The following is a 22457-nucleotide window of genomic DNA, read 5'->3' on the forward strand; positions in this document are numbered from 1 at the left end:
CCTGTTTCATGTTCAAGGCTACTGGCTGGTCTCGGTTGAGCTGGCCGCGCAGCCAGCGAGAAGCGCGGCCCATTTCGCGTGAAGCTTCTAGAAGAAGCCACTCACGTCAGTCACACGCTCCGGATCGGCAGCCGCCAGCGCGGCGGCACGCTCGGGCTGCGGCGGATAGATCCAGACGGTGTTGATCTCCTGCTTGGTCTTCTTGGCGACCTCGCCGACCATCGCCACTTTGCGTTCCCAGCCAACGGTGAACAGGGCACCGGCTTCGCCGAGGTCGAGGCAGGTGACATAGCCCTTCTGGTGATAGGGCTTGGTCGGAACGCCCAGCAGTTCGGCGGCAGCGTTGTTGCCGGCAAAAGCGCCCATTCGCGTGGCGTGCTGACACGACATCAGCGCGTAATTGCCGATATCGTCGCTTGCGGCCCTGGCGGCGTCACCGGTAGCGAAGACACCTGGCACTGATGGCACGCGCAAATCCCGGTCGACCAGTAGGCGGCCGAAATTGTCGCGCTCGGCCGGGATCTGCTGGGTCAACGGTGCCGCGCGAATACCTGCCGCCCAGATCACGGTCTCGGCCTCGATGTGCTCGCCGTCGGAAAGCGTGACGCCGGATTCGTCCAGCGATGCAATGCCGGCGCCAAGCCGGGTTTCCACGCCGAGCTTGCGCAGGGCCTCTTCGATGACAGGACGGGGGCCTTCGCCCATATCAGGCGCGATCGCCTTGTTGCGGTCGACGATGATGACGCGCGTCTTGGCGTCCTTGCCGAGGATTCCGCGGAGTCGCGAGGGCATCTCGGTGGCCGCCTCGATGCCGGTGAAACCGCCGCCGGCAACGACAACCGTGTCACGCCCGTTCGCCGCCGGCCGTTTCGCCAGGCCGCGCAAATGCTTGTCGAGGGCGACTGCATCATCGAGCGAGTCGACGCTAAATCCGTGCTCGCTAAGGCCCGGAATGTTCGGACGGAATAGCCGGCTGCCGGTCGCCACCACCAGCCGGTCGTAGGAAAGGGTCTTCTTCGCACCCTTGGTGGCGACGATGCCCACCGTGCGGGATTTGGCATCGATGGTTTCGGCGCTGCCTTGCACGTAAGTAACATCGACGGCCTTGAGCACATCCAGCAGAGGCGCCGTCAGGGTCTCGGGCTTCGGTTCGTACAGCCGCGGCCGGACCACCAGCGTTGGCTCTGGCGCGACCAGCGCGATCTCGAGCTCCTCGGGCGAAACGCCCTGGATATCGCGCAGGCGGGCTGCGGAAAGTGCGGCGTACATGCCAGCGAAGCCGGCTCCTATGATAACAAGTCGCATGTGATCTACTCCTTGGTTTGATTCTCTCGGTAGTGCACCGCCGCTTCTCTTTGGCGGCAAGCATCCTCCGATCGACGTCGACGCGAACAGGCGGACAGAAGACCGGCGGACCTATGGTAGGCAGTTCGGTTCCGAAGACATCGGCATGGGGTTTTCACAAGCCGCGCGGCAGCCTCCGAAAGGGGATGCCCAGCCACGGTTAAGGGTCACGGGCAAAGCTGGGCTCGGGCCCCAGTTCTGGTAGGGGAGCTGGGCGCCTACTTTGGACATGATGGAAATCACGGGACTGGTCCGTTGCACGGCCTGCGCTGGAATTTCCACCTCCTCCCCCGCTGCTGAAGTGAAGCGAACTCCCAATGAAAGTCCGTACACGAGTGCGGTCACGAACCCTTTTCGGCGTGAAGTGATTGCAAGCCGGTCGACCAAGTTCTTCCTGAGCATGTTGTCTCCGTCTGCTGGGGCGTGGGGCACCCTCATGATCTAGCGGACCGAAGATGCGACTGCGCCAGAGCGATTGCTGTACCTGCAGAGCGATTGCTGCTAACGCACGCGGCGTTGCGCTAGGGCTTTCGCCCAGCCAATCGCTGAACGCCACGGCGGGGCGTACGAGGACCGCGTAGCCGAGCTCCGCCGCCAGCGACAAAAAACCATGCGTCGGCGACTTGCAGCATGTTCATGGCGATCGAGCGGTACTGTGGCGCAGCCGAACGGGCGGAGAGATCCCGGTGCTTTCCTTGAAGGCTCGGCAGAAGTGGAAGCTCGAGGCCCGCCTCGCGAGTGAGACATCGGTATCGATGTCCGCGCAAGTGTTCGCCGGTGCGGCGGCATTGCCATCGGCGACAACTCGTCAATGACCGGCTGGGTCGCGGTCCAAGAGATCGCAGGGGATGCCGTGCCGGACAACGCGCTCGACTGTTGTCTGCGGATTACAGCATCATGTTTCAAGAACCCGGGAATACCCATCGCGAGGTTGAGCCCGGTCGATGAGTGTCATCGTGCGAGAACGCGCCGCTCCAAACACCGCCGATATCCCACTCACCGCTAGAACCGCAGTGATGCCGTGGGGGAGAGCCATGGACGTGGTCGGCCATAAGTGCGACTGCGTCGTGGACATTTCCCGCTGTGGGGAAAAGCTTGTTACGGTAGAACGAATGCCGTCAACGCTTGTGACGTCTCCAGTCGCTTGGCGTTTCGCCGGTCAGTTTCTTGAATGCCGCGGCGAAGGCGGTCTGGGAGGAGTAGCCGAGGGCCGCCGCGATCGAGACGACGGATTCATCGCTATCGCGCAGCATGCTCATGGCCTGCTCGAGCCGGTACTGGCGCAGCCAGGCATGAGGCGAAAGCCCGGTGCTTTCCTTGAAGGCACGGCAGAAATGAAAGCGCGATAGACCGGCGTCCGAAGCCAGCGCCGCGAGCGAGACGTCCGAATCGCTGTCCGAGCGCAAGCGGTCGGTGGCACGGAGCAGGACCTTCGGCGAAAGCCCGCCCATTGTTGGCTGGATCGTCGTTGGCGAGCCGGTGTGCGCAGCCAGAAGACGCGTGGCCAGAAGGTCAATTAATTGGTGCCTGAACAGCGTATCCAGCGCCTCATTGCTCTCCAGGACATCCGTCGCGCTCAAGATCAATCGGGACGTAATGGGGTCGTGATGCGCCGTTCGCTCCACGAGGTCGATCGGTGTGGCGGTGTTGGCTTCGTCAGCGACGCGCTTGAGCACTGCGTGAGGAAGATAGAGCTGAACGACATCAACAGGTTTCGGAATATCCCATCGTGAGCTTGATCCTTCCGGAATGATTATCAATACACCGGGCCGAAACGTTCCGATCGCAACCGATCTGCCTGTCCGACGCTCCATGCGCTGCATCGAGCCGTTGTAAGCCATGATGACGTGATGGCTCATAGGCTCGACGACGTCGTGCAATGGCTCATGTTTCCAGTGAGCGATCGCGCTCCCAGAGGGGTCCAAAGCCATGCTGAGTGGTTTGGTGTGAAGCACGCGTGCCATCTCAACATCGGCAGGACGGCGGTCGGCAACCTGCAAATAACGCTGCTGCGCGCCGGAAGCGTCTGGCTGATTTTGTTGATGTGAATGATCGCGCAAGATTGGCTGGCTCATGAACCTGTCCTAGCTTCGAGGAGCATCGTTGAGCGTTCGGCGCGCGTTCTAAGCGGGTAGAGGCCCAGCGTCTTTCTCAAAACTCCCATGCTTTGCCTGATCTTGCTGTAAGCTGATGCTAGGCGCCCGCGCCGCGATTGAAGTCGCAATCAGCGCGGCGGACGGTGGCGGTTAACTGCTGTCGAAATAGGCAATCGACGCCGGGAGCCGTCGTAAGCGGCAGCGAATGGACAAAATCGCTGACGTTCTCGAGCAGACATCGAGCTTTGTGTCACGAAACTGCCACGACGAAACTGGACGACCGTGCTAGCGTCAGATAATGGTTCACGAAATCACGTGCGGGCGCTTGTCAGTCCAACTTCGCTGAGAGAGTTATCCTATGACCCAGGCGAGCGCCTTCGGCCGGAAGCTCGGGCGGTTTTTGCACCTGAAGGATGCGCCGCCCTCGCTGATAACGAGTTCGCTGCGCGGGGTGGAGCTCGCGGTCACCGAAACCCGGGATGACAATCCAGTGCCGGGTCTTTCCGGTTCCTTTACCGCGGAGGATGCTTTCGTCGTCAGCCTCAAACTTCACGATTATCCCGACTGCGAACTCTGGGAAAATGGCAAGTGCGTGATGAAAGCGGATGTTCCCGCGGGAGCGACCTATCTGTACGATCTCAAGCGCGATCCGCGCTACGTGATCGACAAGCCGTTCCACTCCCTGTTTTTCTACTTGCCGCGCTCGGCGCTCGACGCTCTCACTGAGCAGCCCCGCATGCCGCGCGTCGGTCAGCTTGCCTGTGAACTCGGCGTAGGCCATGACGACACGGTCGTCCGTCATATCGGCGCGTCATTGCAACAAGCGCTGCGTCGGCCAGACGAGACGAACCAGCTTTTCATCGATCACATGATGCTCGCGCTCACCGCACACGTCGCCCAGGCCTACGGCGGGCTACGTCCCTGCACTGAACCGAATCGCGGCGGTCTTGCGCCGTGGCAGGTCAAGCGCGTCTGCGAAAGGCTGGAATCCGATCTCGGCGGAAAGCTTTCGTTGCAGGAAATCGCGGCCGAGTTCGATCTTTCGATCAGCCACTTTTCGCGCGCGTTTCGCATCTCCACCGGCCTGCCGCCGCACCAGTGGCTGCTGCGCCAGCGTGTGAAGGCGGCCAAGCAACTGATGACGGTTCGCGACCTGTCGCTGTCGGAAATCGCAATATCGGCCGGGTTCGCCAATCAAAGCCACTTCACGAGGGTGTTTTCGTCTGTGGTCGGCGTCAGCCCGGGAACGTGGCGCCGCGAGGCGCAGGGTGCACCGGAAAGCGAGAAGTGATCGGAGCCCCGGCAGAAGCCTTTTCGCTCAGCGACGCGTTGCCTGCGAGATAGCGTAAGCGGCGCGACGCACCGCAAACATCTCGTCCAACGGATGACCGATTCCTTCGGCCAGAGTTGCCGGATTGAACACGGGTTCGTCGCAGGCATCATTTTCTTCGACACCAGTGATCACGATCGTTCCCAGCCGTACCGCTTCGCGTCCGTCCTCATCGGGCCATCGGACGGTCACGTCCATGACCGGGTCGCCCGGACGGTCCAGCAGCGCCATCACACTGAACCTCATATCGCGAGCCGCGATCCGGGATTCGAGGTCGTGCAGCAGCTCGGTGGGTTTTGCATTGGCTGCGGCCCTGCGCCTCGCCGCCTGTTCGCCGACTGGCGTGACCTTGAACTTGATGAACCTTGTCTCGCCTCTTGAATTGGTCGCGGGAAACGCGTGCACGCCCCAATAGGTTGTTGAGGCAAAGCTTGCGGCAGGCGGATGCGCGGCGATGTAGCTCGCCTGATGCAGCGTCTCGGGATTGGCAACTGAAAATGTCTCGACCATTTCCAGATCCGGCTTGCCGTCGGGTCCTGGAATACGTGCTCGAAGGAAAGCCAGCATCTGGTCGGGGGTCCTCGCGAAATGAACCGGGGCACTCTGGGTTAAGATATCCGAGCGCTCGCCATCGCTGCCAAGCCGGAAGCTGAATCCGCGCAATAACAGGTAGTTGGTGTCTGGGCCTTCCGCCACCGAGAAGCGCGCCAGGAGGCGCGAAGGCTTGGTGAAGCTACAGGATTTCGTGATCTCCTTCGCCTGGTCCGATGGGGTATAGGTGCCGCGAACGCATCGGCCATTGGCAAAGCTCGCACGTGACTTTGGCGGAAGGCCGGCAACCGTCTTCATGGCGGCGACTATGGATGCGGAGCCGGCAAGGCCGCGGGGGAACTTGGGCAGGACGGGACCTCGTGATCTAGAGTTAGTAAAGTTCTTGGGCAGGACAACTTGGGCGTCTTTCCCGAATCCTTCCCGCCTTGTCCGTTTCTGCGACAAAGCTTGCCGACGGCAGCATCCCCGATGCGTACCGTTCGCAGGACCTCAGTTCGCTTCTGGTCCGGCGAACTTTGGCCAAGGCTGATGCTTGGCCCGCCATTTCGGGCCAGGACCACGCATGTAGTGCAGCTCGGGCCGGTAGCTATCGCGTAGGTCCAAAAATAGGTTCTGAAGAATGCTGGCGATGTCGGACACGGTCACAGCCGCCTTCGAGCAAAAAACAGACGTTGCGGACCAGCGCGCAGAAGCCGGTGCGATCACACGAGGACTGACAATGTTTTTCCAGATCATCGTTTTTCTCCGTCCGCTTGGATGTCGGCCGATGATTTAGCGGATCGGGTCTGCTGCTGCGCCAGAGCGATTGCCGTACCTACAGAGCGATTGCTGCCAATTCATGCGCCCGGCCAATCGGTCGGGCCTCCGCAGGTTCCGCGAGACCTTCAGGCACACCGTGACCTCGGCCAAGCGGCTCCCGATGAATCTGCTCGATGCCTTGCGAGCGGTCGAACATTCAAGCGTGCTGCGGGATCATCTCGGGGAGTTCGTACCCGCCTATCTCAAGCTGAAGCATGAGGAGTGGAACGACTACGCACGCCATCTGACCCAATGGGAGCGAGACAACACTCTGGACTGTTGAGTTGCAACAGGTGTTCAGCACTGGCGCGATGGGAAGCCGGCACGCGCCGTATCACACACAGACGATCTGGAGGACCAGGTACCAAACCATTTGCTCGTCAACGAACCATCATTGTCGGTCCAGGGGATCGGTGGCAATTGCGGCAGGTAGGATGCATATGGCATCACTTTCGCAAGCGTCACCCTGCCCGGGTACCGTGCGAGAAAAGCCTTGTTCATTCCGCCGTCGAATCCGCTGTAGATCGGGGCAACTGGCACGTTGTCTTCAAGCAATTGCGCGTACGCGCGCTCGTCGGCGCGCCGTTTTTCCAGCGCCCTTCGCGCGATTTCCGGATTGACGACAAAGGGAGGGCATTTCTCGATCGGATTGAACACGAGAGGGTGCGGCGAACTCGGGGAAGGTTGCGCATCGAACACATAGCGGCGGTTACACACATCCACTTTGGGTTCGAGTTGTGTCGTCTCGAAATGATCGTTGCCGACCTTGAGCATTTCCCAGAAGGGCAGGTTGGGATTGTTTCGATGGCGCGCCAGATTCACCGGTGTCAGGCGGAACGGATAGGCCTGGACCTGGAACGATGTTCGGCCGCCGCGGAATGAGTCACGCGCCAGCGAATAAATCTCGCTGATCTGCTCGTCCGTCATGGCATAGCAACCGCTCGACCAGCAGTCGCCGTGGATCATGAGGAAGCTGCCGTTTCGCTTGTTTGCCCTGTCGAAGCTGTTCGGATAGCCGAGGTTGATCGAGAGATAGAAATTGGAGTTGGGGTTCATCAACTCAGGCGTAACTGTATAAAACCCTTCCGGAGCCTGTCGGTCGCCCTCGTACAATTTCGGCCCGAGATCGCCCGACCACCGGCAGATCGGATAGGTCTTCAGCAATTGGAAACGGCCGGCCGTGTCCTGCTTCCAGACTTCGAGCTCTGCCTCGTCCTTGAAAAGACGCACAAGGATAGGGGAATATTTCGGCATCTTCTTCTGTTCGAGCAGCGCGAGCAGCTCGGCCGGCAATTCCTGCGTCGCCTTGGCGGGCAACGGCTTGCTGCTTTCGCCAAAGCATGTGGCAGGTGCTAAGGCAGCGGCAAAAGCCGCCGCCAGCACAATTGCGTGTCGGACCATGGCGGATATCACTGCTGTACTTCCAGCCCGCCGCGCGCCGCTATTTCTCAAATCCGACGAACATCGTAGCCTCCTCGACCGACTTCCGCTCCGACACCATCGCATTCGCCGGAAAAGTCTCGTCATTCTACCCCCGATGTCGCCGGACCACCGGACGCTGTTTCAGCAGTCGACGCCGCGCCCGGCAAGCACGCGAAGGCGCAACACAAGTCGTTCGATTGCAATACTATGGATCAATCGGACGACATCGTCTACGGAGTGAACGACCTCGAGGCAAGGTGCTCTCCGCAAGCCTCGCCGGTTCGGCAGGCTCGGCTGAACTCGACGAGAGGTGATCGCGCTGGTGCACCGTGCCTCGCGGTACCTCCGGCAGGCGCCAGGCGATCCATCACGGCGCCTGTACGCTTCAGCACGCGATGACACATCATGGTTCTGCTGCAAGATGGTCCCCGCTCCGGGCGAACGCACGCGCTGGCGCGACCACCATTACCACAAGATGGCTGTCTCAGCGCGGTTTTCATCTCGACGAACCGGCGTCGTCGCTAGCGACTAGCGCAGCACGACTTCTTGATCTGTCCAGCGAAGATAATGCCGCGGTGCAGCGCCTAGCTCGCGCTTAAACATGGCGGCGAATGCGCTCGGGCTGTCATAGCCCACGTCCAGCGCTACGCATGTGACGGGTTCGCCTGCGCCCAGGCGTGCCAAAGCTTCCAGGAGCCGCACGCGTTGTCGCCACATTGAAAAGCTCTGACCGGTCTCGCGGCGGAACAGCCTCGTCAGCGTTCGCCGGCTGAGGCTGTATTTGTCTGCCCAGTCGTCGAGCGTAAGGTCCGAGGAGGGGTCGCCAAGCACTGCCTTACAGATCGCCGCAAGGCGGGGGTCCGGTGGCACCTGCACGTGAAGCGTCACCTCCGGCATGTGTGAGATCTCGGCGAGCAGGAGTTCGAGAAGCTTGCCGTCGCGTCCGTCCTGGTCGTAGGTCTGCGGCATCCGCACCGCCTCGTCCATCAGGGCTTCGACGAGCGAGGATGCACGAATCAGGCGGCACGTCTCCGACGTTCCTCGTCGGCGATCAGGCGTGACATAGATCGTCTGGGCCTCGACTTCACCCCAGGCGCGCGACTGATGTACAACGCCAGCCGGAATCCATAAACCATGGCCGGGTGGAACCACGAAATGACCGCGCTCGGTCATCATCGCCGTGACGCCGGTGATCTGCAGGATGAACTGGTCGCGCCGATGCGCGTGCCGCGTGCTGGTGCTCTCGTTCGGATAAGTTGCGGTCATCGCGGCGACCGGCCGCGCGATCGTCTGAAGTTGTCCGGCATAGTTGGCGGCCGCTGCGGGGCCCTCCTGTTTGCTGCAGGTGCGCAATTCGCCAGTCACATCTCGCCGCGCTACGACTTTCACGTGTCGTGAACTCCCGATCCAAGTCCTTTTCTGCAAGGCTCTTATGCATCTTCCGGGCCAGATATGGCCCGATCGCGATGGTTCTTGTCCCCGATCAGGTAGCGCGGGACAGGGCGTTTGGCAACAATGCTCGCGCCGGCCAGATTCGCCAAAGCCGAATACGGCGTCTGGCGAGGTCCTTCTCACGCCGATATGCGACACGGAGAGCTCGATGAACAGACGCGAATTCACCCAGGCCATGCTGGCCGCCGGCGCCGCTATCCCCTTCGGCATCACGCGAGCGGCCGGCCAGACCCGCGGTGGAACACTCAACACCATCATCCAGCCCGAGCCGCCGCTGCTGGTCACCGCCTTCAACCAGCAACAGCCGACGCTGACGCTCGGCGGCAAGATCTACGAGAGTCTTCTCAAATATGGCGCTGACCTCAAGCCAATGCCGGGCATGGCGCAGTCCTGGGAGATTTCGCCGGACGGACTGACCTATACGTTCAAGCTGTTTCCCAACATCACCTTCCACGACGGCAAGCCGATGACGTCCGAGGACGTCGTGTTCAGCTGCATGAAGGTGTTGACGGAGACGCATCCGCGCGCGCGGCAGAATTTTGCGCGCGTCGCTTCGGCCGAGGCGCCCGATCCGCTCACCGTCGTGTTCAAGCTGAAGCAGCCCTTTGCGCCGTTCCTCGGCTGCTTTGACTGCACCTCGGCGCCGATCGTGCCAAAGCACATCTATGAAGGCACCGACTACCGCAAGAACCCGCTGAACGACAAGGCAATCGGCACCGGCCCATTCAAGCTGAAGGAATGGGTGCGCGGCTCGCATGTCCATCTGGTGCGCCATGAAGGATACTATCTGAAGGACCAGCCGTACCTGGACGAGATCATCTACCGCATCATCCCGGATTCGGCATCGCGCGCGCTGGCGCTGGAGAACGGCACGGTGCAACTCGCGCAATGGACCGACGTCGAGTTCTTCGACGTGCAGCGCTTCAAGGCGCAGAAGAACCTCGAAGTCACCACCAAGGGCTATGAGTATTTCGCGCCGCACCAGTGGCTCGAGATGAACAACCGTATCGCGCCGATGAACGACAAGCGCTTCCGGCAGGCGGTGATGCACCTGATCGACCGCGACGCGCTCGCCAAGCGGGTCTATTTCGGCAGCGCCAAGGTGGCGACCGGGCCGATCTCGTCCAAGACGAAATTCTACGACGGCAAGGTCAAGCGCTACGACTATTCGATCGACAAGGCCAAGGCGCTGCTCGACGAGATGGGGCTGAAGCCCGACACCAACGGCAAGCGCGCAGAGATCAAATACATCGTGCCGCCTTACGGCGAATCCTATCAGCGCGCCGGCGAGTTCTTCCGCCAGAGCTTTGCCCGCGTCGGCATCGATCTCGTCCTCGTCGGCACCGACATGGCCGGCTGGGCCGAGAAGGTCGGCAACTGGGACTATGAGATGACCCAAAACCTGCTCTACCAGCTCGGCGATCCCGCGCTCGGCGTCTCCCGCACTTACGTGTCGTCGAACATCAAGAAAGGCATCCTGTTCTCGAATACCGAAGGCTATTCCAACCCTGAGGTCGACAGGCTTTTCGACGAGGCCGCCGTCACGCTCGACGAGGCCAAGCGACTGGAGCTTTATTCCAAGGTGCAGCAGATCCTGGTCGAGGACGTGCCGGTCGCCTGGACGCTGGAGCTCGAATATCCCATCATCTACGACAAGGCGTTCAAGAACATCGTGTCGACCGGCATCGGCTCGCACGAAACTTTCGGGTCGGTCTACAAATCGTGATCCGTCTCGGCAGCGCGGCGACGATCGGGCTGATGGCACTGAGCCGGATTGCCCAGCTCGTCGCCGTCATCCTCGTCATCGCCACTTTCAACTTCGTGCTGGTGCGGGCCGCCCCTGGCGATCCCGCCCAGGTCATGGCCGGCCAATCCGGCGCGTCCGATCCGAAGCTGCTGGAAGATCTGCGCAAGGAATATGGGCTCGACAAGCCCTACGCCGTGCAGCTCGCAAGCTATCTCGGCCGCGTCGTCAGGCTCGACCTCGGCTATTCCTACCGCCAGCGCCGCGCGGTGGTCGATCTCATCCTGGAAAGGCTGCCGGCGACGCTGCTGTTGACGGTGACGGCCTTCTGCCTCGCGCTGCTGATCGGCACGACCCTTGGCGCGCTCGCGGGGCTGGCGGCGGGCAGCGTGCTCGATACGGTCTTCACCGTGCTGTCGCTGGTGCTTTATGCGACGCCGGTGTTCTGGCTGGGGCTGATGCTGGTGCTGGTCTTCTCCGTGACACTCGGCTGGCTGCCGCCGTTCGGTTACGAGACCATCAACGTCAAGCTCTCGCCGCTGGAGCATGCGCTCGACATCGCCAAGCACATGATCATGCCGGTGACCTCGCTGGCGGCGATCTATCTCGCGATCTATGCCCGGCTGATGCGATCCTCGATCATCGAGGTCGCCCAGCAGGACTTCATCAAGACCGCGCGCGCCAAGGGCCTCTCCGGGCCCAGCATTGTGGTCGGCCACATGCTGCGCAACGCGCTGGTGCCCGTCGTCACCGTGGCCGGCATGCAGGCCGGCGCGCTGGTCGGCGGCGCCGTGGTCATCGAGACGGTGTTCGCCTGGCCGGGCCTCGGCCGGCTGACCTTCGATGCGCTGCTCCAGCGTGATTATCCCGTGCTGCTCGGCATTTTTCTCATTCTGTCGATCGTGGTCATCGTGCTCAATCTGCTGACCGACCTGATCTACAGGCTGATCGATCCCCGCATGACGACAGGAGCTGCGTGATGGATGCGGTTCGCGCCTTCCTGCGTCATCCTAGCGGCATGGTCGGCCTCGTCGTGCTGCTTGTCGTGGTCGTCATCGCGCTCATCGCGCCCACCGTCTTTCCGGTCTCGCCCTGGGAAATGGTCAGCGCGCCGTTCACGCCGCCCGGCGAGGACGGCCTGCTGCTCGGCGGCGACACGCTCGGCCGCGACGTTGCGGCCGGCGTCGCCTATGGTGCCCGCGTGTCGCTCGTCATCGGCATCGCCTCGGCCATGGCGGCTATGGTGATCGGCGTCACGATCGGCGCAATTTCCGGCTATTTCGGCGGCAAGGTCGATCTCGTGCTGATGCGGGTGACCGAGCTGTTCCAGACCATCCCCGCTTTCGTGCTCGCGATCCTCTTGGTCGCGACCTTCAACCCGTCGCTGCTGACGATCATCCTGACCATCGGCGCCGTGAGCTGGCCGCCGCTGGCGCGCCTCACCCGCGCCGAGTTCCTGCGCCTGCGCAATCGTGAGTTCGTCGAAGCCGCGCTGTGCCAGGGCGAGAGCACCTTGCAGATCGTGCTCGGCCATATCCTGCCCAATGCGATCTCGCCGATCCTGGTCGTGACCTCCTTGACGGTCGCCACCGCCATCCTGCTCGAAAGCGCGTTGTCCTTCATGGGCCTTGGCGATCCCAATCTGATGTCCTGGGGTTTCATGATCGGAGCCGGCCGCACCGTCATCCGTAATGCCTGGTGGATGAGCGTGTTTCCGGGGCTCGCGATCCTCATCACCGTGCTTGCCATCAACCTGTTCGGCGAAGGTCTCTCCGATGTGCTCAATCCGCGTGTATCGAGGCGCCGGTCATGAGCGACGCCGTGCAAGCCAAGGCACCCGTTCTGTCGGTCGAGGGGCTCTCGATCGCGCTGCCCGAAGGCGGCGATCGCCCGTTCGCGGTCGAGAACGTCTCCTTCGAGGTCAAGCCCAACGAGGTTGTCTGTCTCGTCGGCGAGTCCGGCTCGGGCAAGTCGATGATCGCCCATGCGGTGCTGTCGCTGCTGCCGAAGAGCGTCAATATTGCCGCGGGCGCCGTGACTGTCGCAGGACACGATCCGGCAAAGCTCGACCGGCAGGCGCTGCGCCGCCTGCGCGGCGGCGAAGCCGCGATGATCTTTCAGGAGCCGTTGTCCTCGCTGAACCCGCTCAAGCGGGTTGGCAGGCAGATCGAGGAGATGATCCTCACCCATCAGAAGCCGATGCCGTCGGCAATTGAGGTGCACGAACGCGTGCAGCAGCTCCTGACGCAGGTCGGGCTGCCAAATCCAAAGCTGCTTGAGAAGAGCTATCCGTTCGAGCTGTCCGGCGGCCAGCGCCAGCGCGTCATGATCGCGATGGCGATGGCCAACCGTCCGGCACTCCTGGTCGCTGACGAGCCGACCACAGCGCTCGACGTCACCACCCAGCGTCAGATCCTGCGCCTGATCGACGATCTCCGACGCGACCGCGGCATGGGCGTGCTGTTGATCACCCATGATTTTGGCGTCGTTGCCGATGTCGCCGACCGCGTCGTGGTGCTTCGTCACGGCAAGGTGGTGGAGGAGGGGACGGTCGAGGAAGTCCTGCGCAGTCCTAAGGCTGACTACACCCGCGAGTTGATCGATGCCGTTCCGAAGGCGCGGCTCGACGAGATCCGCCGCACCGCGGTCCATCCTACACCGCTGCTCGAAGTTATCGGTCTTAAGAAGACATTCCGGGTCAAGCGCGGCCTGTTGCAGCCGCCGCGCGAGGTCGTCGCGGCCGACGGCATCTCGCTGACCTTGTACGAGGGCGAGACGCTCGCCGTCGTCGGCGAATCCGGGTCCGGCAAGTCGACGCTCGGGCGCATGATCATGCGTTTGACCGAGCCGGATGGCGGTGCCATCCGCTTCAACGGCCAGGATCTGCGCCAGCTCCGCGGCGAGGCGCTCCGCCAGGCGCGAAAACAGCTCCAGATCGTGTTCCAGGATCCGTTTGCGAGCCTCGATCCGCGCCAGAAGGTCGGCGATGCCATTGCGCGCGGACCAATGGCCTTTGGCACGTCGCGCACGGAAGCGATGGAGCAGGCGAGAAAGCTGCTGGTGCGAGTTGGCCTCAACGCCGTCGCCGCCGATCGTTATCCCCACGAATTCTCTGGGGGCCAGCGCCAGCGCATCTGTATTGCGCGCGCACTGGCACTCAAGCCGCGCGTGCTCATCGCCGACGAAGCCGTGTCGGCGCTTGACGTTTCCGTCCAGGCTCAGGTGCTGGCGCTGCTTGCCGAGCTCCGGCAGGAGATGAAGCTCGCCATGATCTTCATCACCCACGACCTGCGGATCGCCGCCGAGATCGCCGACCGCGTCATCGTGCTCCAGAAGGGGCGCATCGTTGAAGAGGGCGCGACCGCGGACGTTTTCACGGCCCCTCAAGCCGCCTACACACGCGAGCTGCTCGATGCGATCCCGGGCCGCGATTTCTTCGACCAGCCGGGCTTTGCCAGCGTGACCGGCGCACTACCGACAGCGAGGATGAGTTCATGACCGACAGCCGTCCCCTTCCAGCCGGCGCGCGCGAGCGCATCGAGGCCGCTGTGGATGTCGCCTTCGACGAGCAGATCGACACCACGATCGCGTTCACGGCGATCCCGAGCACGCGCGCGGCGGAGGCGCCCTGTCAGGACATGTTCGCAAAGCTGTTGCGCGATCGCGGCTACGAGGTCGATGACTGGGTCATCAACCAGGACGATCTGAAGGCGCTGCCGGGCTACGGGCCGGTCGAGACCGACTTCTCGCGTGCCCGCTCCGTTGTCGGCACCTTCCGGCCGGCCAGGGAAGAGGGCCGCTCACTGATCCTTCAGGGCCATTGCGACGTCGTGCCGGCAGGTCCGCTCGACATGTGGGAGCGGCCACCGTTTCAGCCGGTGGTCGAGAACGGTTGGCTCTATGGTCGCGGCGCCGGCGACATGAAGTCCGGTACAATCTCGGCGCTCTACGCGCTCGATGCGATCAAGGCCGCGGGCTACAGGCCCAAGGGCCGCATCCACCTGCAATCGGTGATCGAGGAGGAGAGCACCGGCCTCGGCGCGCTCTCCACACTTCAGCGCGGCTATCGTGCCGATGTCTGCATCCTGCCCGAACCGACCGACGAGAAGCTGATGCGTGCCCAGGTCGGCGTGATCTGGTTCCGCCTGAAAGTGCGCGGGATACCAGTCCATGTCGCACGCGCCGGCACCGGCTCAAATGCGATCAAGGCTGCAATCCACCTGATCCAGAAGCTCGAAGGTCTCGAGGCCGAATGGAACGAGCGCGCCAAGACGCACCCCTCGTTCAAATCGGTCGAGCATCCGCTCAACTTCAATCCTGGAATCATCAAGGGCGGTGACTGGGCCTCCAGCGTGCCCGCCTGGTGCGATGTCGATTGCCGCATTGGTGTGCTGCCCGGCTGGAAGGTCGTCGACGCCCAGGCCGAGATCGTGGATTTCGTCGCCAAGGCGGCGCGCTCGCATCCATTCCTCGCCAACAATCCGCCGGAGATCGTCTGGTCCGGCTTCCTGTCGCCGGGCTACGAGGCGACGGAGATTCAGGAAAGCGAGGCAGTTCTCGCTCCGGTCTACGAGCATGTGTTCGGCCGCAAGCTGACCAGCTTCTCGTCAACCGCACTGACCGATGCGCGCTTCTATGGCCTCGATTTCGGCGTGCCTGCGTTTTGCTTCGGCGCCACGATGGAAGGCGCGCACGGCTTCAACGAGCGCGTCGATCTCGCCTCGGTCAAGCGCGTCACCAAGGCGCTTGCGCTGTTCACCGCGAGCTGGTGCGGCATCGAGGCCAATTAGCCGAAAGAAGGAAACTCACTGCAAAAAGGGAAGTTCGCGAATGGACAGCCAGGGTGCAGGCGGCAAGCCGCCGGTCAAGACGCAAGAGGATCTGCGCGCGCATTTCGGGCAGCTCAGCCCGCTCGCCGAGAAGAAGGTTCTCAGCCATCTCGACAGGTTCTGTCGCGACTTCATCGCGCTTTCCCCGTTCCTCGTCCTTGCCACCAGCGATGGCAACGGTCATGCCGATGCAAGCCCGCGCGGCGACGCGCCGGGCTTCGTCGCCGTGCTCGACGACAAGACGCTGCTGATCCCGGACCGGCGTGGCAACAACCGCGTCGACACCTTCGGCAATATCATCGCTTCCCCTGGCATCGGCCTGATCTTCCTGGTGCCGGGGATCAACGAGACCCTGCGCGTCAATGGCCGCGCCGAGATCTCGCAGGATGCCGAGCTGTTGACGCCGCTCGCGGTGCAGAACGTGGTCCCAATCATCGGGCTGAAGATCCATGTCGAGGAAACCTATTTTCATTGTGGCAAGGCGCTGATGCGCTCGAAGCTCTGGAATCCGGCTGCTCAGGTCGAGCGCAACAGTTTCCCGACGCTCGGCCGGATCATCGCCGAGCAGACTGTCGCCATCGCGGTCGAAGAGGCCGAGAAGACGATGGAAGAAGGATACCGTACGAGGCTCTACTGAGAATGACCAATCTGATCTAGCGGTCCGCCCTGCAGAAGGTTTCGACGATACGCTACATGCTCGCAGCCTGGCGCCCGTGAAATGTCTGCGAGGTAGGTAGCGAGCGGCAGCACTGAGCGCACAGACGCGACGAATCCGAACGGAAGCGGCATCGTCACGCTGCGAGGAAGAACCCGATGGCCGATGCCACGCTGTTGCCGCCGGCGCGCATGCCTGGAAGGGCAACGAGCACTGCGCCGACGAGCAGAATGAGAACTGCAATGAGTTGCCGCTGGGACGGCACGCGCCGTGCGACAAGCAATCCTAGCAGAATGGTGAAGATCGGCAGCGAGCCGTTGGCGAACGCTCCCCCGTATGCCGCCGACGCCCCCTTCAACCCAAAGTACATCAGAATGCTCTATAGCGCGCCGGGACCACAAATTGACATCGACAGGATTGCGTGCAGCGGCAGGTGGCGCGGCCACCAGGCCTTGGCGAACGGAAGAACCAGGGCGCCGGTGACCAGGGACCGAAGTGCGGTCAAATCGAAGGGTGTCAGGCCGGATTGCATGCCGGCCCTTGAGAAGACCAGAAAGCCGGACCAGATGCAGAACACGCCAGCTGCGCTCAGGAGACCGAAAATCCGCTCGTTCGATTTGGCTACAGGTGTCAAGCCCGTGTCCCATGCTTGGGATATCTTAGCGCACTTGAAACACCTGCGAGTTTCGAGATGCTCTCCGCAACATGGTCCTCAAGGGTGACGCCATGGTGAGCGATACGCGGGAGTTTTTCTAGCCGAGAGTTCCGCAAGCCGCTGGGGCAGCCCGGCATTCGCGAGAAACAGGAGGGTGTGTTGAACGATCGCCAGGCATTGGATGGTCGCGACGACGTCGACGGCGGCAACCGCCGGCTTGCTGCAGCCTATCCGGGCGCGCCGTTCTCGAATGGGTTCCTGTGGGCGGAGCCCGGCAAGCCTATCGTCACACCCGCTCGGAGGGTGTGTGAGAGATGACGTCGTAATCGGATCTCTGGGAGTGCGGCCACGCTGTGCGATGACGGAATCAACGCCAGGAACACTTCCGGCGGCGCTCCGTTAGCGCAGCAAACGCCGGGAGTTGTCCATGACCAATTATCCAAAGCCGCCTTATCCTGCGCAGCAGCAGCCGATGCCGGGCTCGACCCGCGCCATGCAGCCGCGCCCGGATCACGGCGAGGAGAGTTACAAGGGTGCCGGCCGTCTTGCCGGAAAGAAGGCCATCATCACGGGCGGCGACAGCGGCATCGGCCGCGCGGTGGCGATCGCCTATGCGCGTGAAGGCGCGGATATCGCCATCTCCTATTTGAATGAGGATGAGGATGCGGCCGAGGTCAAGGCGCTGGTCGAGCGGGAGGGACGCAAGGCCGTCCTGATCCCGGGCGATATCAGCAATCCCGAACATTGCCGCGCCATCGTGCGTCGCACCGTCGAGGAGCTCGGCGGCATCGACATCCTCGTCAACAACGCTGCCCATCAGGCGACGTTCAAGGACATCGCGGATATCAGCGACGACGAATGGCGGCGGACATTCGAGATCAACATCCACGCCATGTTCTATCTGGCCAAGGCCGCCGTTCCCCACATGCGGCCGGGCTCCGCGATCATCAACACGGCCTCGGTGAACTCCGACATGCCGAATCCGAGCCTGCTGGCCTACGCCACGACCAAGGGTGCGATCCAGAATTTCACTGGCGGGCTTGCGCAGATGCTGGCCGAGAAGGGCATCCGGGTCAATGCGGTGGCCCCGGGGCCGATCTGGACGCCGCTGATTCCCTCGACCATGTCGGAGGAAAGGGTCAAGAACTTCGGCAAGCAGGTGCCCATGCAGCGCGCCGGCCAGCCGGCCGAGCTCGCGACGGCCTATGTCATGCTGGCCGATCCGCTTTCGAGCTACACGTCGGGGGCGACGTTGCCCGTCACCGGCGGCAAGCCGTTCATCTGATCCAGGCGAGCACCGTGGCGGCACCGCACTACCGGCGCCGCCACTCTCAATCAGTCGCTTTCAATCACGCAGCGCTGGACGCCTTGGCGTTGACGCCTTTGCGCAGGGCCACCGTGTTCAGCTTGGTGTTGGCGGCCTTCTCTTCGTTCAGATTGGTGGTGAGGAAGCGCACGATGTCGTCGTGGCCGAGCTCTTCCGCCCAGGCGATCAGCGTGCCGTACCGGCACATCTCGTAATGCTCCACCGCCTGTGCGTTGGCGACGATCGCGGCGTCCAGCACGGCCTTGTCCTCGATCTCGCCGGCGGTCTCGTCGGCTTCCTTGATCAGGCCGTCGATGGCCGGGCAATGCGTGCCGCTCGGCTCCTTGCCGAGCTTGGCGAAGACCTTGTCGAGGCGCTCGACCTGCTTGTTGGTCTCTTCCAGATGCGCCTTCAGCCCGGCGACGAGATCCCTGTTGGTGGCTTTGTCGATCATCTTCGGCAGCGCCTTCAGGATCTGCTGTTCCGCGTAGTGGATGTCTTGGAGCCCGTGCAGCAGCAGGTCTTCCATCGACTGGATGTCCTTGGTGAAGAATCCCATAAAAGACGTCTCCTTTCACAATGATGGCAGTGGAACGCGGAGCGGCCGCCGCTGTTCCATTCCCGTGTGCAGATCGGGAGAGCCGAATGAGCGATCGAGTGGATCATTTTGTGGGCCTTCTCGGACGTGCGGCGATGGACGTATGGGGCGACATGCCTCGCGACATCCAGGAGGCACTGTTCGAGACCGCGATGAAGGGCCGCGACACCGAGCGTGAGGAGCTGGCGCGATTGCTGCACGAGCGGCACCCGCGCACGCTGCATCCGGCCCGGCCGGGCTGACGCCGGCGGGCTGGGAACGAACATGCGATCTCCTGATTGGTGAATCGGGCGGCGCCACACGGGCTCCAACGAGGACCGAGCGGGGCGCATCGCCCGAGCCTGTCAACCTGTGAGTCGACCGACGTGACTGAGAATATCGGCAAATGGTACGACCCGATTTCGGAGCGGTGGATCGTGCCTCGCCAACCCCACACCATCGCCGCGTTCGATCGGTCGAGCGCGGAGAACGTGCCGGAGGCGAACAAGAGAGAAGAGACGCAGCGGATCTGGAATCTGCTGGTCGATTGCTGCGCACGTGGATGATGCAGCGTCGGCGCCAAAACGAGCGACATGACGCGCTCGACGACGCTCGGGAGTGTCAACGGCCTTGAAGCTGGCTTTGCGCGGGGCAGGTCAGCGTTCCCGTCAACCCTGATCTCGACGACGTCCGGAGCGGATCGGTATATTACCACCCATGCCGACGACGCCGGAATAAGGATCAGAGATGGACGATACGATTGGCTTCCCCGACCCCGGTCTTGACCTGTCGGACGGCTTCAAGCCGCACACCTCGCATTGGGGCGTGTTCTCCGCGCGTCAGGGCGCGGCCGGGCTGGAGGTCAGGGCCTATGCGGGCGATCCCGATCCGAACGGCATCATCGACAATTTTCCCGGCGCGCTCCGCCACCAGGCGCGCATCGCCCAGCCGGCAATCCGCCGCGGCTGGCTCGAGCGCGGGCCGGGCCCGGACGATCGCCGCGGCCGTGACGAGTTCGTCTCCGTCAGCTGGGAGAAGGCACTGGATCTCCTCGGCGACGAGCTTGGCCGCATTCGCGACAACCGCGGACCCGGCGCCGTGTTCGGCGGCTCCTATGGCTGGTCGAGTGCCGGGCGCTTCCATCACGCCCAGAGCCAGGTGCATCGCTTCCTCAATATCGCGTTGGGCGGCTATGTGCGCTCGGTCAACACCTATTCGTCCGGTGCGTCCTCGATGCTGCTGCCGCAGATCCTGGCCGGCTACGAGGACATCACCAAGCGCAACGTCACCTGGGAGCAGATCGCGGCCGAGACCGACATCGTGCTGGCGTTCGGCGGCATGGCGCTGAAGAACTCCATGGTGGCCGGCGGCTCGATCAGCAAGCATGTCGAGCGCGGCGCCATGGCGGCGGCGCGGGCGCGCGGCTGCGAGTTCATCCTGGTCAGCCCGCTGCGCGACGATCTGCCGGTCGAGGCCGGCGCCGAATGGATGAGTTGCGTGCCCGGCACCGACACCGCGCTGATGCTCGGCATCGTCCATACGCTGGTCAGTGAGAAGCTGCACGACCAGGCCTTCCTCGACCGCTACACCGAGGGCTGGGCAATCTTCCTGCGATATCTCAACGGTGAGAGCGACGGGCAAGCCAAGCACGCCGAATGGGCCGCCGCGATCTCAGGCGTCAGTGCGGATGCGATCCGCAAGCTGGCGCGGCGTCTCGCCGGAAAGCGCGCGCTCGTCACCGTCTCCCATTCGCTGCAGCGCGCCGAGCATGGCGAGCAGCCGGTGTGGATGGGCATGGTGCTGGCGGCGGCCCTCGGCCAGATCGGCCTTCCCGGCGGCGGCTATGCCTATTCGCTGGGTGCGATCGGCTATTACGGCCGCCGCGTCAACGACGTGCCGGGACCGACGCTGGGGCAGGGCCGCAACGGCGTTGCCGATTTCATTCCGGTGGCGCGCATCGCCGATATGCTGCTCAATCCCGGCACCACGTATCGCTACAACGGCGAGACGCGCACCTATCCGGATATTCGTCTGGTCTACTGGGCGGGCGGCAATCCGTTCCATCACCATCAGGACATCAACCGCCTGCGCAAGGCCTTCGCGAAGGTGGACACGCTGGTCGTGCACGAGCTCGCCTGGACCGCCACCGCCCGCCACGCCGATATCGTGCTGCCCGCGACGATGACGCTGGAGCGCGAGGACATCGGCTATTCCACCAACGATCCCCTGATGGTCGCGATGCACCGGATCGCCGAGCCGTTCGGGCTCGCGCGTGACGATTACGATATCTTCGCCGATCTCGCCGAGCGTCTTGGGGCGCGCGAGCCGTTCACCGAAGGGCGCACGTCGCGGCAATGGCTGGAGCATCTCTACGAGCCGACCCGCGCATCGCTTGCCAAGCGCGGCCTCGAAGCGCCGAGCTTCGAAGAATTCTGGGCGCGCGGCAGCCTGGTCGTGCCGCAGCAGCCCGATGACGGCGGCCGGCTACGCCGCTTTCGCGAGGATCCCATCAATCACGCTTTGCCGACGCCGAGCGGACGCATCGAGATCTACTCGGCCAAGATCGCAGGGCACGGTGATGCGGATTGTCCCGGACATCCGGTCTGGCTCGACAAGAGCGATGTTCCCAAGCCGGGGGCACCGTGCTTCCTCGTCGCCAACCAGCCCGTGACGCGCCTGCACAGCCAGCTCGATTTCGGCGGACATTCGCTGGGCTCGAAGCATCGCGGCCGCGAGGTCGCGCGCATGAACCCGGTCGATGCACAGGCGCGCGGCATCAAGGACGGCGACATCATCCGCCTGTTCAACGAGCGCGGTGCCTGCCTCGCCGCGGTCCGCGTTACCGACGGCATCGTATCAGGCGTGGTTCAGCTGCCGACCGGCGCGTGGTATGATCCGATGGATCCGGAAGACGAGGCGCCGCTCTGCGTTCACGGCAATCCGAACGTGCTGACCCGCGACGTCGGCACCTCGTCCCTGGCGCAGGGCTGCACCGGCCAGTTGACGACCGTCGAGGTGGAGAAGTTCACCGGCAATCTACCGCCGATCCGCGCGTTCGATCCGGTTTGGGCAAAGCAAGGAGAACTTTAGATGATCCGCAAGGCAACAGCAGTCTGGAAGGGCACTGGTCGCGATGGCACGGGCCATCTGTCGAGCGAATCCGGCGTGCTCGCCGGGACGCCCTATTCATTCAAGACCCGCTTCGAGAACGAGAAGGGCACCAATCCCGAAGAGTTGATCGCCGCGGCCCATGCCGGCTGTTTCACCATGGCGCTAGCCTTCGGCCTGCAGATGGCGGGTTTCACGCCGGACGAGCTCTCGACCGAAGCCGCCGTCACGCTCGAGCCCGAGGGCAAGGGCTTCAAGATCAGCAAATCCGCGCTGACTCTGCGGGCGAAAGTGCCTGGTCTCGACGATGCCGGCTTCGCCCGGCTCGCCGGCGAGGCCGAGAAGAACTGCCCGGTGTCCAAGGTGCTCAACGCCGCCATCACGCTCGACTCCAAGCTGATCTAGGGCGATGGACTGAGGCTAGATCGCTGCAAAGGCGGAGGTGCGCTCCCTCTCCCGCTTGCGGGAGAGGGTTGGGGAGATGGTGTTTCCGCAATGGGATAGTCTCCTGGAGGAGAAAGCCCTCACCCCGCCTACGGCGCGACCTGTCCCGTAAGCGGGAGAGGCTGCACCGAGCCCTAGCGACCGG

The 22457-nt window shown here is 63.1% G+C and carries 22 protein-coding genes and 3 pseudogenes; 14 read left to right on the forward strand and 11 right to left on the reverse strand.

Annotated features, from left to right (window positions below):
* Positions 1 to 87: 87 nt before the first annotated feature.
* The 3 genes and pseudogenes from I6F37_RS19095 to I6F37_RS19105 all read right to left on the reverse strand — a co-directional run bounded on the left by I6F37_RS19095 (position 88) and on the right by I6F37_RS19105 (position 3308).
* The gene (locus I6F37_RS19095) at positions 88 to 1305 is read right to left on the reverse strand and encodes an NAD(P)/FAD-dependent oxidoreductase (RefSeq protein WP_225152299.1); all 1218 of its coding nucleotides are present in this window, start codon (positions 1303 to 1305) and stop codon (positions 88 to 90) included.
* A gap of 712 nt (positions 1306 to 2017) precedes the next feature.
* Positions 2018 to 2107 (reverse strand): annotated as a pseudogene (locus I6F37_RS19100) (helix-turn-helix transcriptional regulator); the annotation flags it as partial.
* A 355-nt stretch (positions 2108 to 2462) separates the two neighbouring features.
* On the reverse strand, positions 2463 to 3308 hold the full coding sequence (locus I6F37_RS19105) for an AraC family transcriptional regulator (protein WP_225114641.1): 846 nt from the start codon (positions 3306 to 3308) through the stop codon (positions 2463 to 2465).
* Between the two features lie 490 nt (positions 3309 to 3798).
* Here I6F37_RS19105 and I6F37_RS19110 point away from each other — a divergent pair, with 490 nt between their 5' ends.
* Entirely contained in the window at positions 3799 to 4731 is a 933-nt protein-coding gene (locus I6F37_RS19110) for an AraC family transcriptional regulator (RefSeq protein WP_109142906.1), read from the forward strand.
* 27 nt (positions 4732 to 4758) lie between these two features.
* On the opposite strand, the gene I6F37_RS19115 is transcribed toward I6F37_RS19110, so the two are convergent.
* Both I6F37_RS19115 and I6F37_RS19120 read right to left on the reverse strand, forming a co-directional pair.
* Positions 4759 to 5619 (reverse strand): catalase, encoded by an 861-nt coding sequence (locus I6F37_RS19115; RefSeq protein ID WP_225152301.1) that lies wholly within the window; start codon positions 5617 to 5619, stop codon positions 4759 to 4761.
* A gap of 192 nt (positions 5620 to 5811) precedes the next feature.
* Entirely contained in the window at positions 5812 to 6057 is a 246-nt protein-coding gene (locus I6F37_RS19120; RefSeq protein ID WP_225152303.1) for a hypothetical protein, read from the reverse strand.
* Between the two features lie 154 nt (positions 6058 to 6211).
* Here I6F37_RS19120 and I6F37_RS19125 point away from each other — a divergent pair.
* Positions 6212 to 6403 (forward strand): annotated as a pseudogene (locus I6F37_RS19125) (type III glutamate--ammonia ligase); the annotation flags it as partial.
* Between the two features lie 14 nt (positions 6404 to 6417).
* On the opposite strand, the gene I6F37_RS19130 reads toward I6F37_RS19125, so the two are convergent.
* From I6F37_RS19130 to I6F37_RS19140, 3 genes and pseudogenes are all read right to left on the reverse strand, one after another.
* Positions 6418 to 7521: a murein L,D-transpeptidase family protein gene (locus tag I6F37_RS19130; protein WP_249795308.1), complete on the reverse strand. Its 1104-nt coding sequence runs from the start codon at positions 7519 to 7521 to the stop codon at positions 6418 to 6420.
* A gap of 40 nt (positions 7522 to 7561) precedes the next feature.
* A pseudogene (locus I6F37_RS19135) lies at positions 7562 to 7645 on the reverse strand (nitroreductase); the annotation flags it as partial.
* Positions 7646 to 8070: 425 nt separating this feature from the next.
* The gene (locus I6F37_RS19140; protein WP_109142911.1) at positions 8071 to 8931 is read right to left on the reverse strand and encodes a helix-turn-helix domain-containing protein; all 861 of its coding nucleotides are present in this window, start codon (positions 8929 to 8931) and stop codon (positions 8071 to 8073) included.
* A 211-nt stretch (positions 8932 to 9142) separates the two neighbouring features.
* Between I6F37_RS19140 and I6F37_RS19145 the strand changes: the two genes are divergently transcribed.
* Genes I6F37_RS19145 through I6F37_RS19170 form a run of 6 tightly spaced genes read left to right on the forward strand, consistent with a single transcriptional unit; the run spans position 9143 to position 16204 of the window.
* Positions 9143 to 10720, forward strand: a complete 1578-nt coding sequence (locus tag I6F37_RS19145; protein WP_036029296.1) for an ABC transporter substrate-binding protein — start codon at positions 9143 to 9145, stop codon at positions 10718 to 10720.
* Entirely contained in the window at positions 10717 to 11718 is a 1002-nt protein-coding gene (locus tag I6F37_RS19150) for an ABC transporter permease (protein ID WP_225114620.1), read from the forward strand. Before I6F37_RS19145 ends, I6F37_RS19150 begins: the two co-directional genes overlap by 4 nt.
* Positions 11718 to 12551, forward strand: coding sequence for an ABC transporter permease (locus tag I6F37_RS19155; RefSeq protein WP_225152304.1), 834 nt, complete (start codon positions 11718 to 11720; stop codon positions 12549 to 12551). Before I6F37_RS19150 ends, I6F37_RS19155 begins: the two co-directional genes overlap by 1 nt.
* Complete coding sequence (locus I6F37_RS19160) at positions 12548 to 14236, forward strand: ABC transporter ATP-binding protein (RefSeq protein WP_225152306.1); 1689 nt, start codon at positions 12548 to 12550, stop codon at positions 14234 to 14236. Before I6F37_RS19155 ends, I6F37_RS19160 begins: the two co-directional genes overlap by 4 nt.
* Positions 14233 to 15528 (forward strand): ArgE/DapE family deacylase, encoded by a 1296-nt coding sequence (locus I6F37_RS19165; protein WP_225152308.1) that lies wholly within the window; start codon positions 14233 to 14235, stop codon positions 15526 to 15528. The genes I6F37_RS19160 and I6F37_RS19165 overlap by 4 nt, the downstream gene beginning before the upstream one ends.
* Positions 15529 to 15568: 40 nt before the next feature.
* Entirely contained in the window at positions 15569 to 16204 is a 636-nt protein-coding gene (locus I6F37_RS19170; RefSeq protein ID WP_109142917.1) for a pyridoxamine 5'-phosphate oxidase family protein, read from the forward strand.
* A 154-nt stretch (positions 16205 to 16358) separates the two neighbouring features.
* Here I6F37_RS19170 and I6F37_RS19175 read toward each other — a convergent pair whose 3' ends face one another.
* Both I6F37_RS19175 and I6F37_RS19180 read right to left on the reverse strand, forming a co-directional pair.
* A complete protein-coding gene (locus I6F37_RS19175) occupies positions 16359 to 16592 on the reverse strand; it encodes a hypothetical protein (RefSeq protein ID WP_225152310.1) in 234 nt (77 codons plus the stop codon).
* Positions 16593 to 16601: 9 nt separating this feature from the next.
* Positions 16602 to 16856 (reverse strand): EamA family transporter, encoded by a 255-nt coding sequence (locus I6F37_RS19180; RefSeq protein WP_225142997.1) that lies wholly within the window; start codon positions 16854 to 16856, stop codon positions 16602 to 16604.
* A gap of 180 nt (positions 16857 to 17036) precedes the next feature.
* On the opposite strand from I6F37_RS19180, the gene I6F37_RS19185 reads away from it, so the two are divergent.
* Positions 17037 to 17195: a hypothetical protein gene (locus tag I6F37_RS19185; protein WP_193374971.1), complete on the forward strand. Its 159-nt coding sequence runs from the start codon at positions 17037 to 17039 to the stop codon at positions 17193 to 17195.
* 109 nt (positions 17196 to 17304) lie between these two features.
* Positions 17305 to 18162 carry an SDR family oxidoreductase gene (locus I6F37_RS19190; protein WP_036008069.1) on the forward strand — a complete coding sequence of 286 codons (858 nt, stop codon included), beginning with the start codon at positions 17305 to 17307 and terminating at the stop codon, positions 18160 to 18162.
* A gap of 64 nt (positions 18163 to 18226) precedes the next feature.
* Here the strand turns inward: I6F37_RS19190 and I6F37_RS19195 are convergent, their stop codons facing one another.
* Positions 18227 to 18742: a ferritin-like domain-containing protein gene (locus I6F37_RS19195; protein WP_036008066.1), complete on the reverse strand. Its 516-nt coding sequence runs from the start codon at positions 18740 to 18742 to the stop codon at positions 18227 to 18229.
* An 86-nt stretch (positions 18743 to 18828) separates the two neighbouring features.
* On the opposite strand from I6F37_RS19195, the gene I6F37_RS19200 reads away from it, so the two are divergent.
* From I6F37_RS19200 to I6F37_RS19215, 4 genes are all read left to right on the forward strand, one after another.
* Positions 18829 to 19023 (forward strand): hypothetical protein, encoded by a 195-nt coding sequence (locus I6F37_RS19200; RefSeq protein ID WP_036008063.1) that lies wholly within the window; start codon positions 18829 to 18831, stop codon positions 19021 to 19023.
* Positions 19024 to 19146: 123 nt separating this feature from the next.
* Positions 19147 to 19326: a hypothetical protein gene (locus tag I6F37_RS19205; protein ID WP_036008060.1), complete on the forward strand. Its 180-nt coding sequence runs from the start codon at positions 19147 to 19149 to the stop codon at positions 19324 to 19326.
* 181 nt (positions 19327 to 19507) lie between these two features.
* Positions 19508 to 21850, forward strand: a complete 2343-nt coding sequence (locus tag I6F37_RS19210; protein ID WP_225152312.1) for a molybdopterin guanine dinucleotide-containing S/N-oxide reductase — start codon at positions 19508 to 19510, stop codon at positions 21848 to 21850.
* Positions 21851 to 22273 (forward strand): OsmC family protein, encoded by a 423-nt coding sequence (locus I6F37_RS19215; RefSeq protein WP_036008052.1) that lies wholly within the window; start codon positions 21851 to 21853, stop codon positions 22271 to 22273.
* Positions 22274 to 22457 lie beyond the last annotated feature (184 nt).

Origin of the sequence: Bradyrhizobium sp. NBAIM08, from assembly GCF_020193935.1 — a bacterium.
In the GTDB taxonomy this organism is placed as follows: Bacteria; Pseudomonadota; Alphaproteobacteria; order Rhizobiales; family Xanthobacteraceae; genus Bradyrhizobium; species Bradyrhizobium yuanmingense.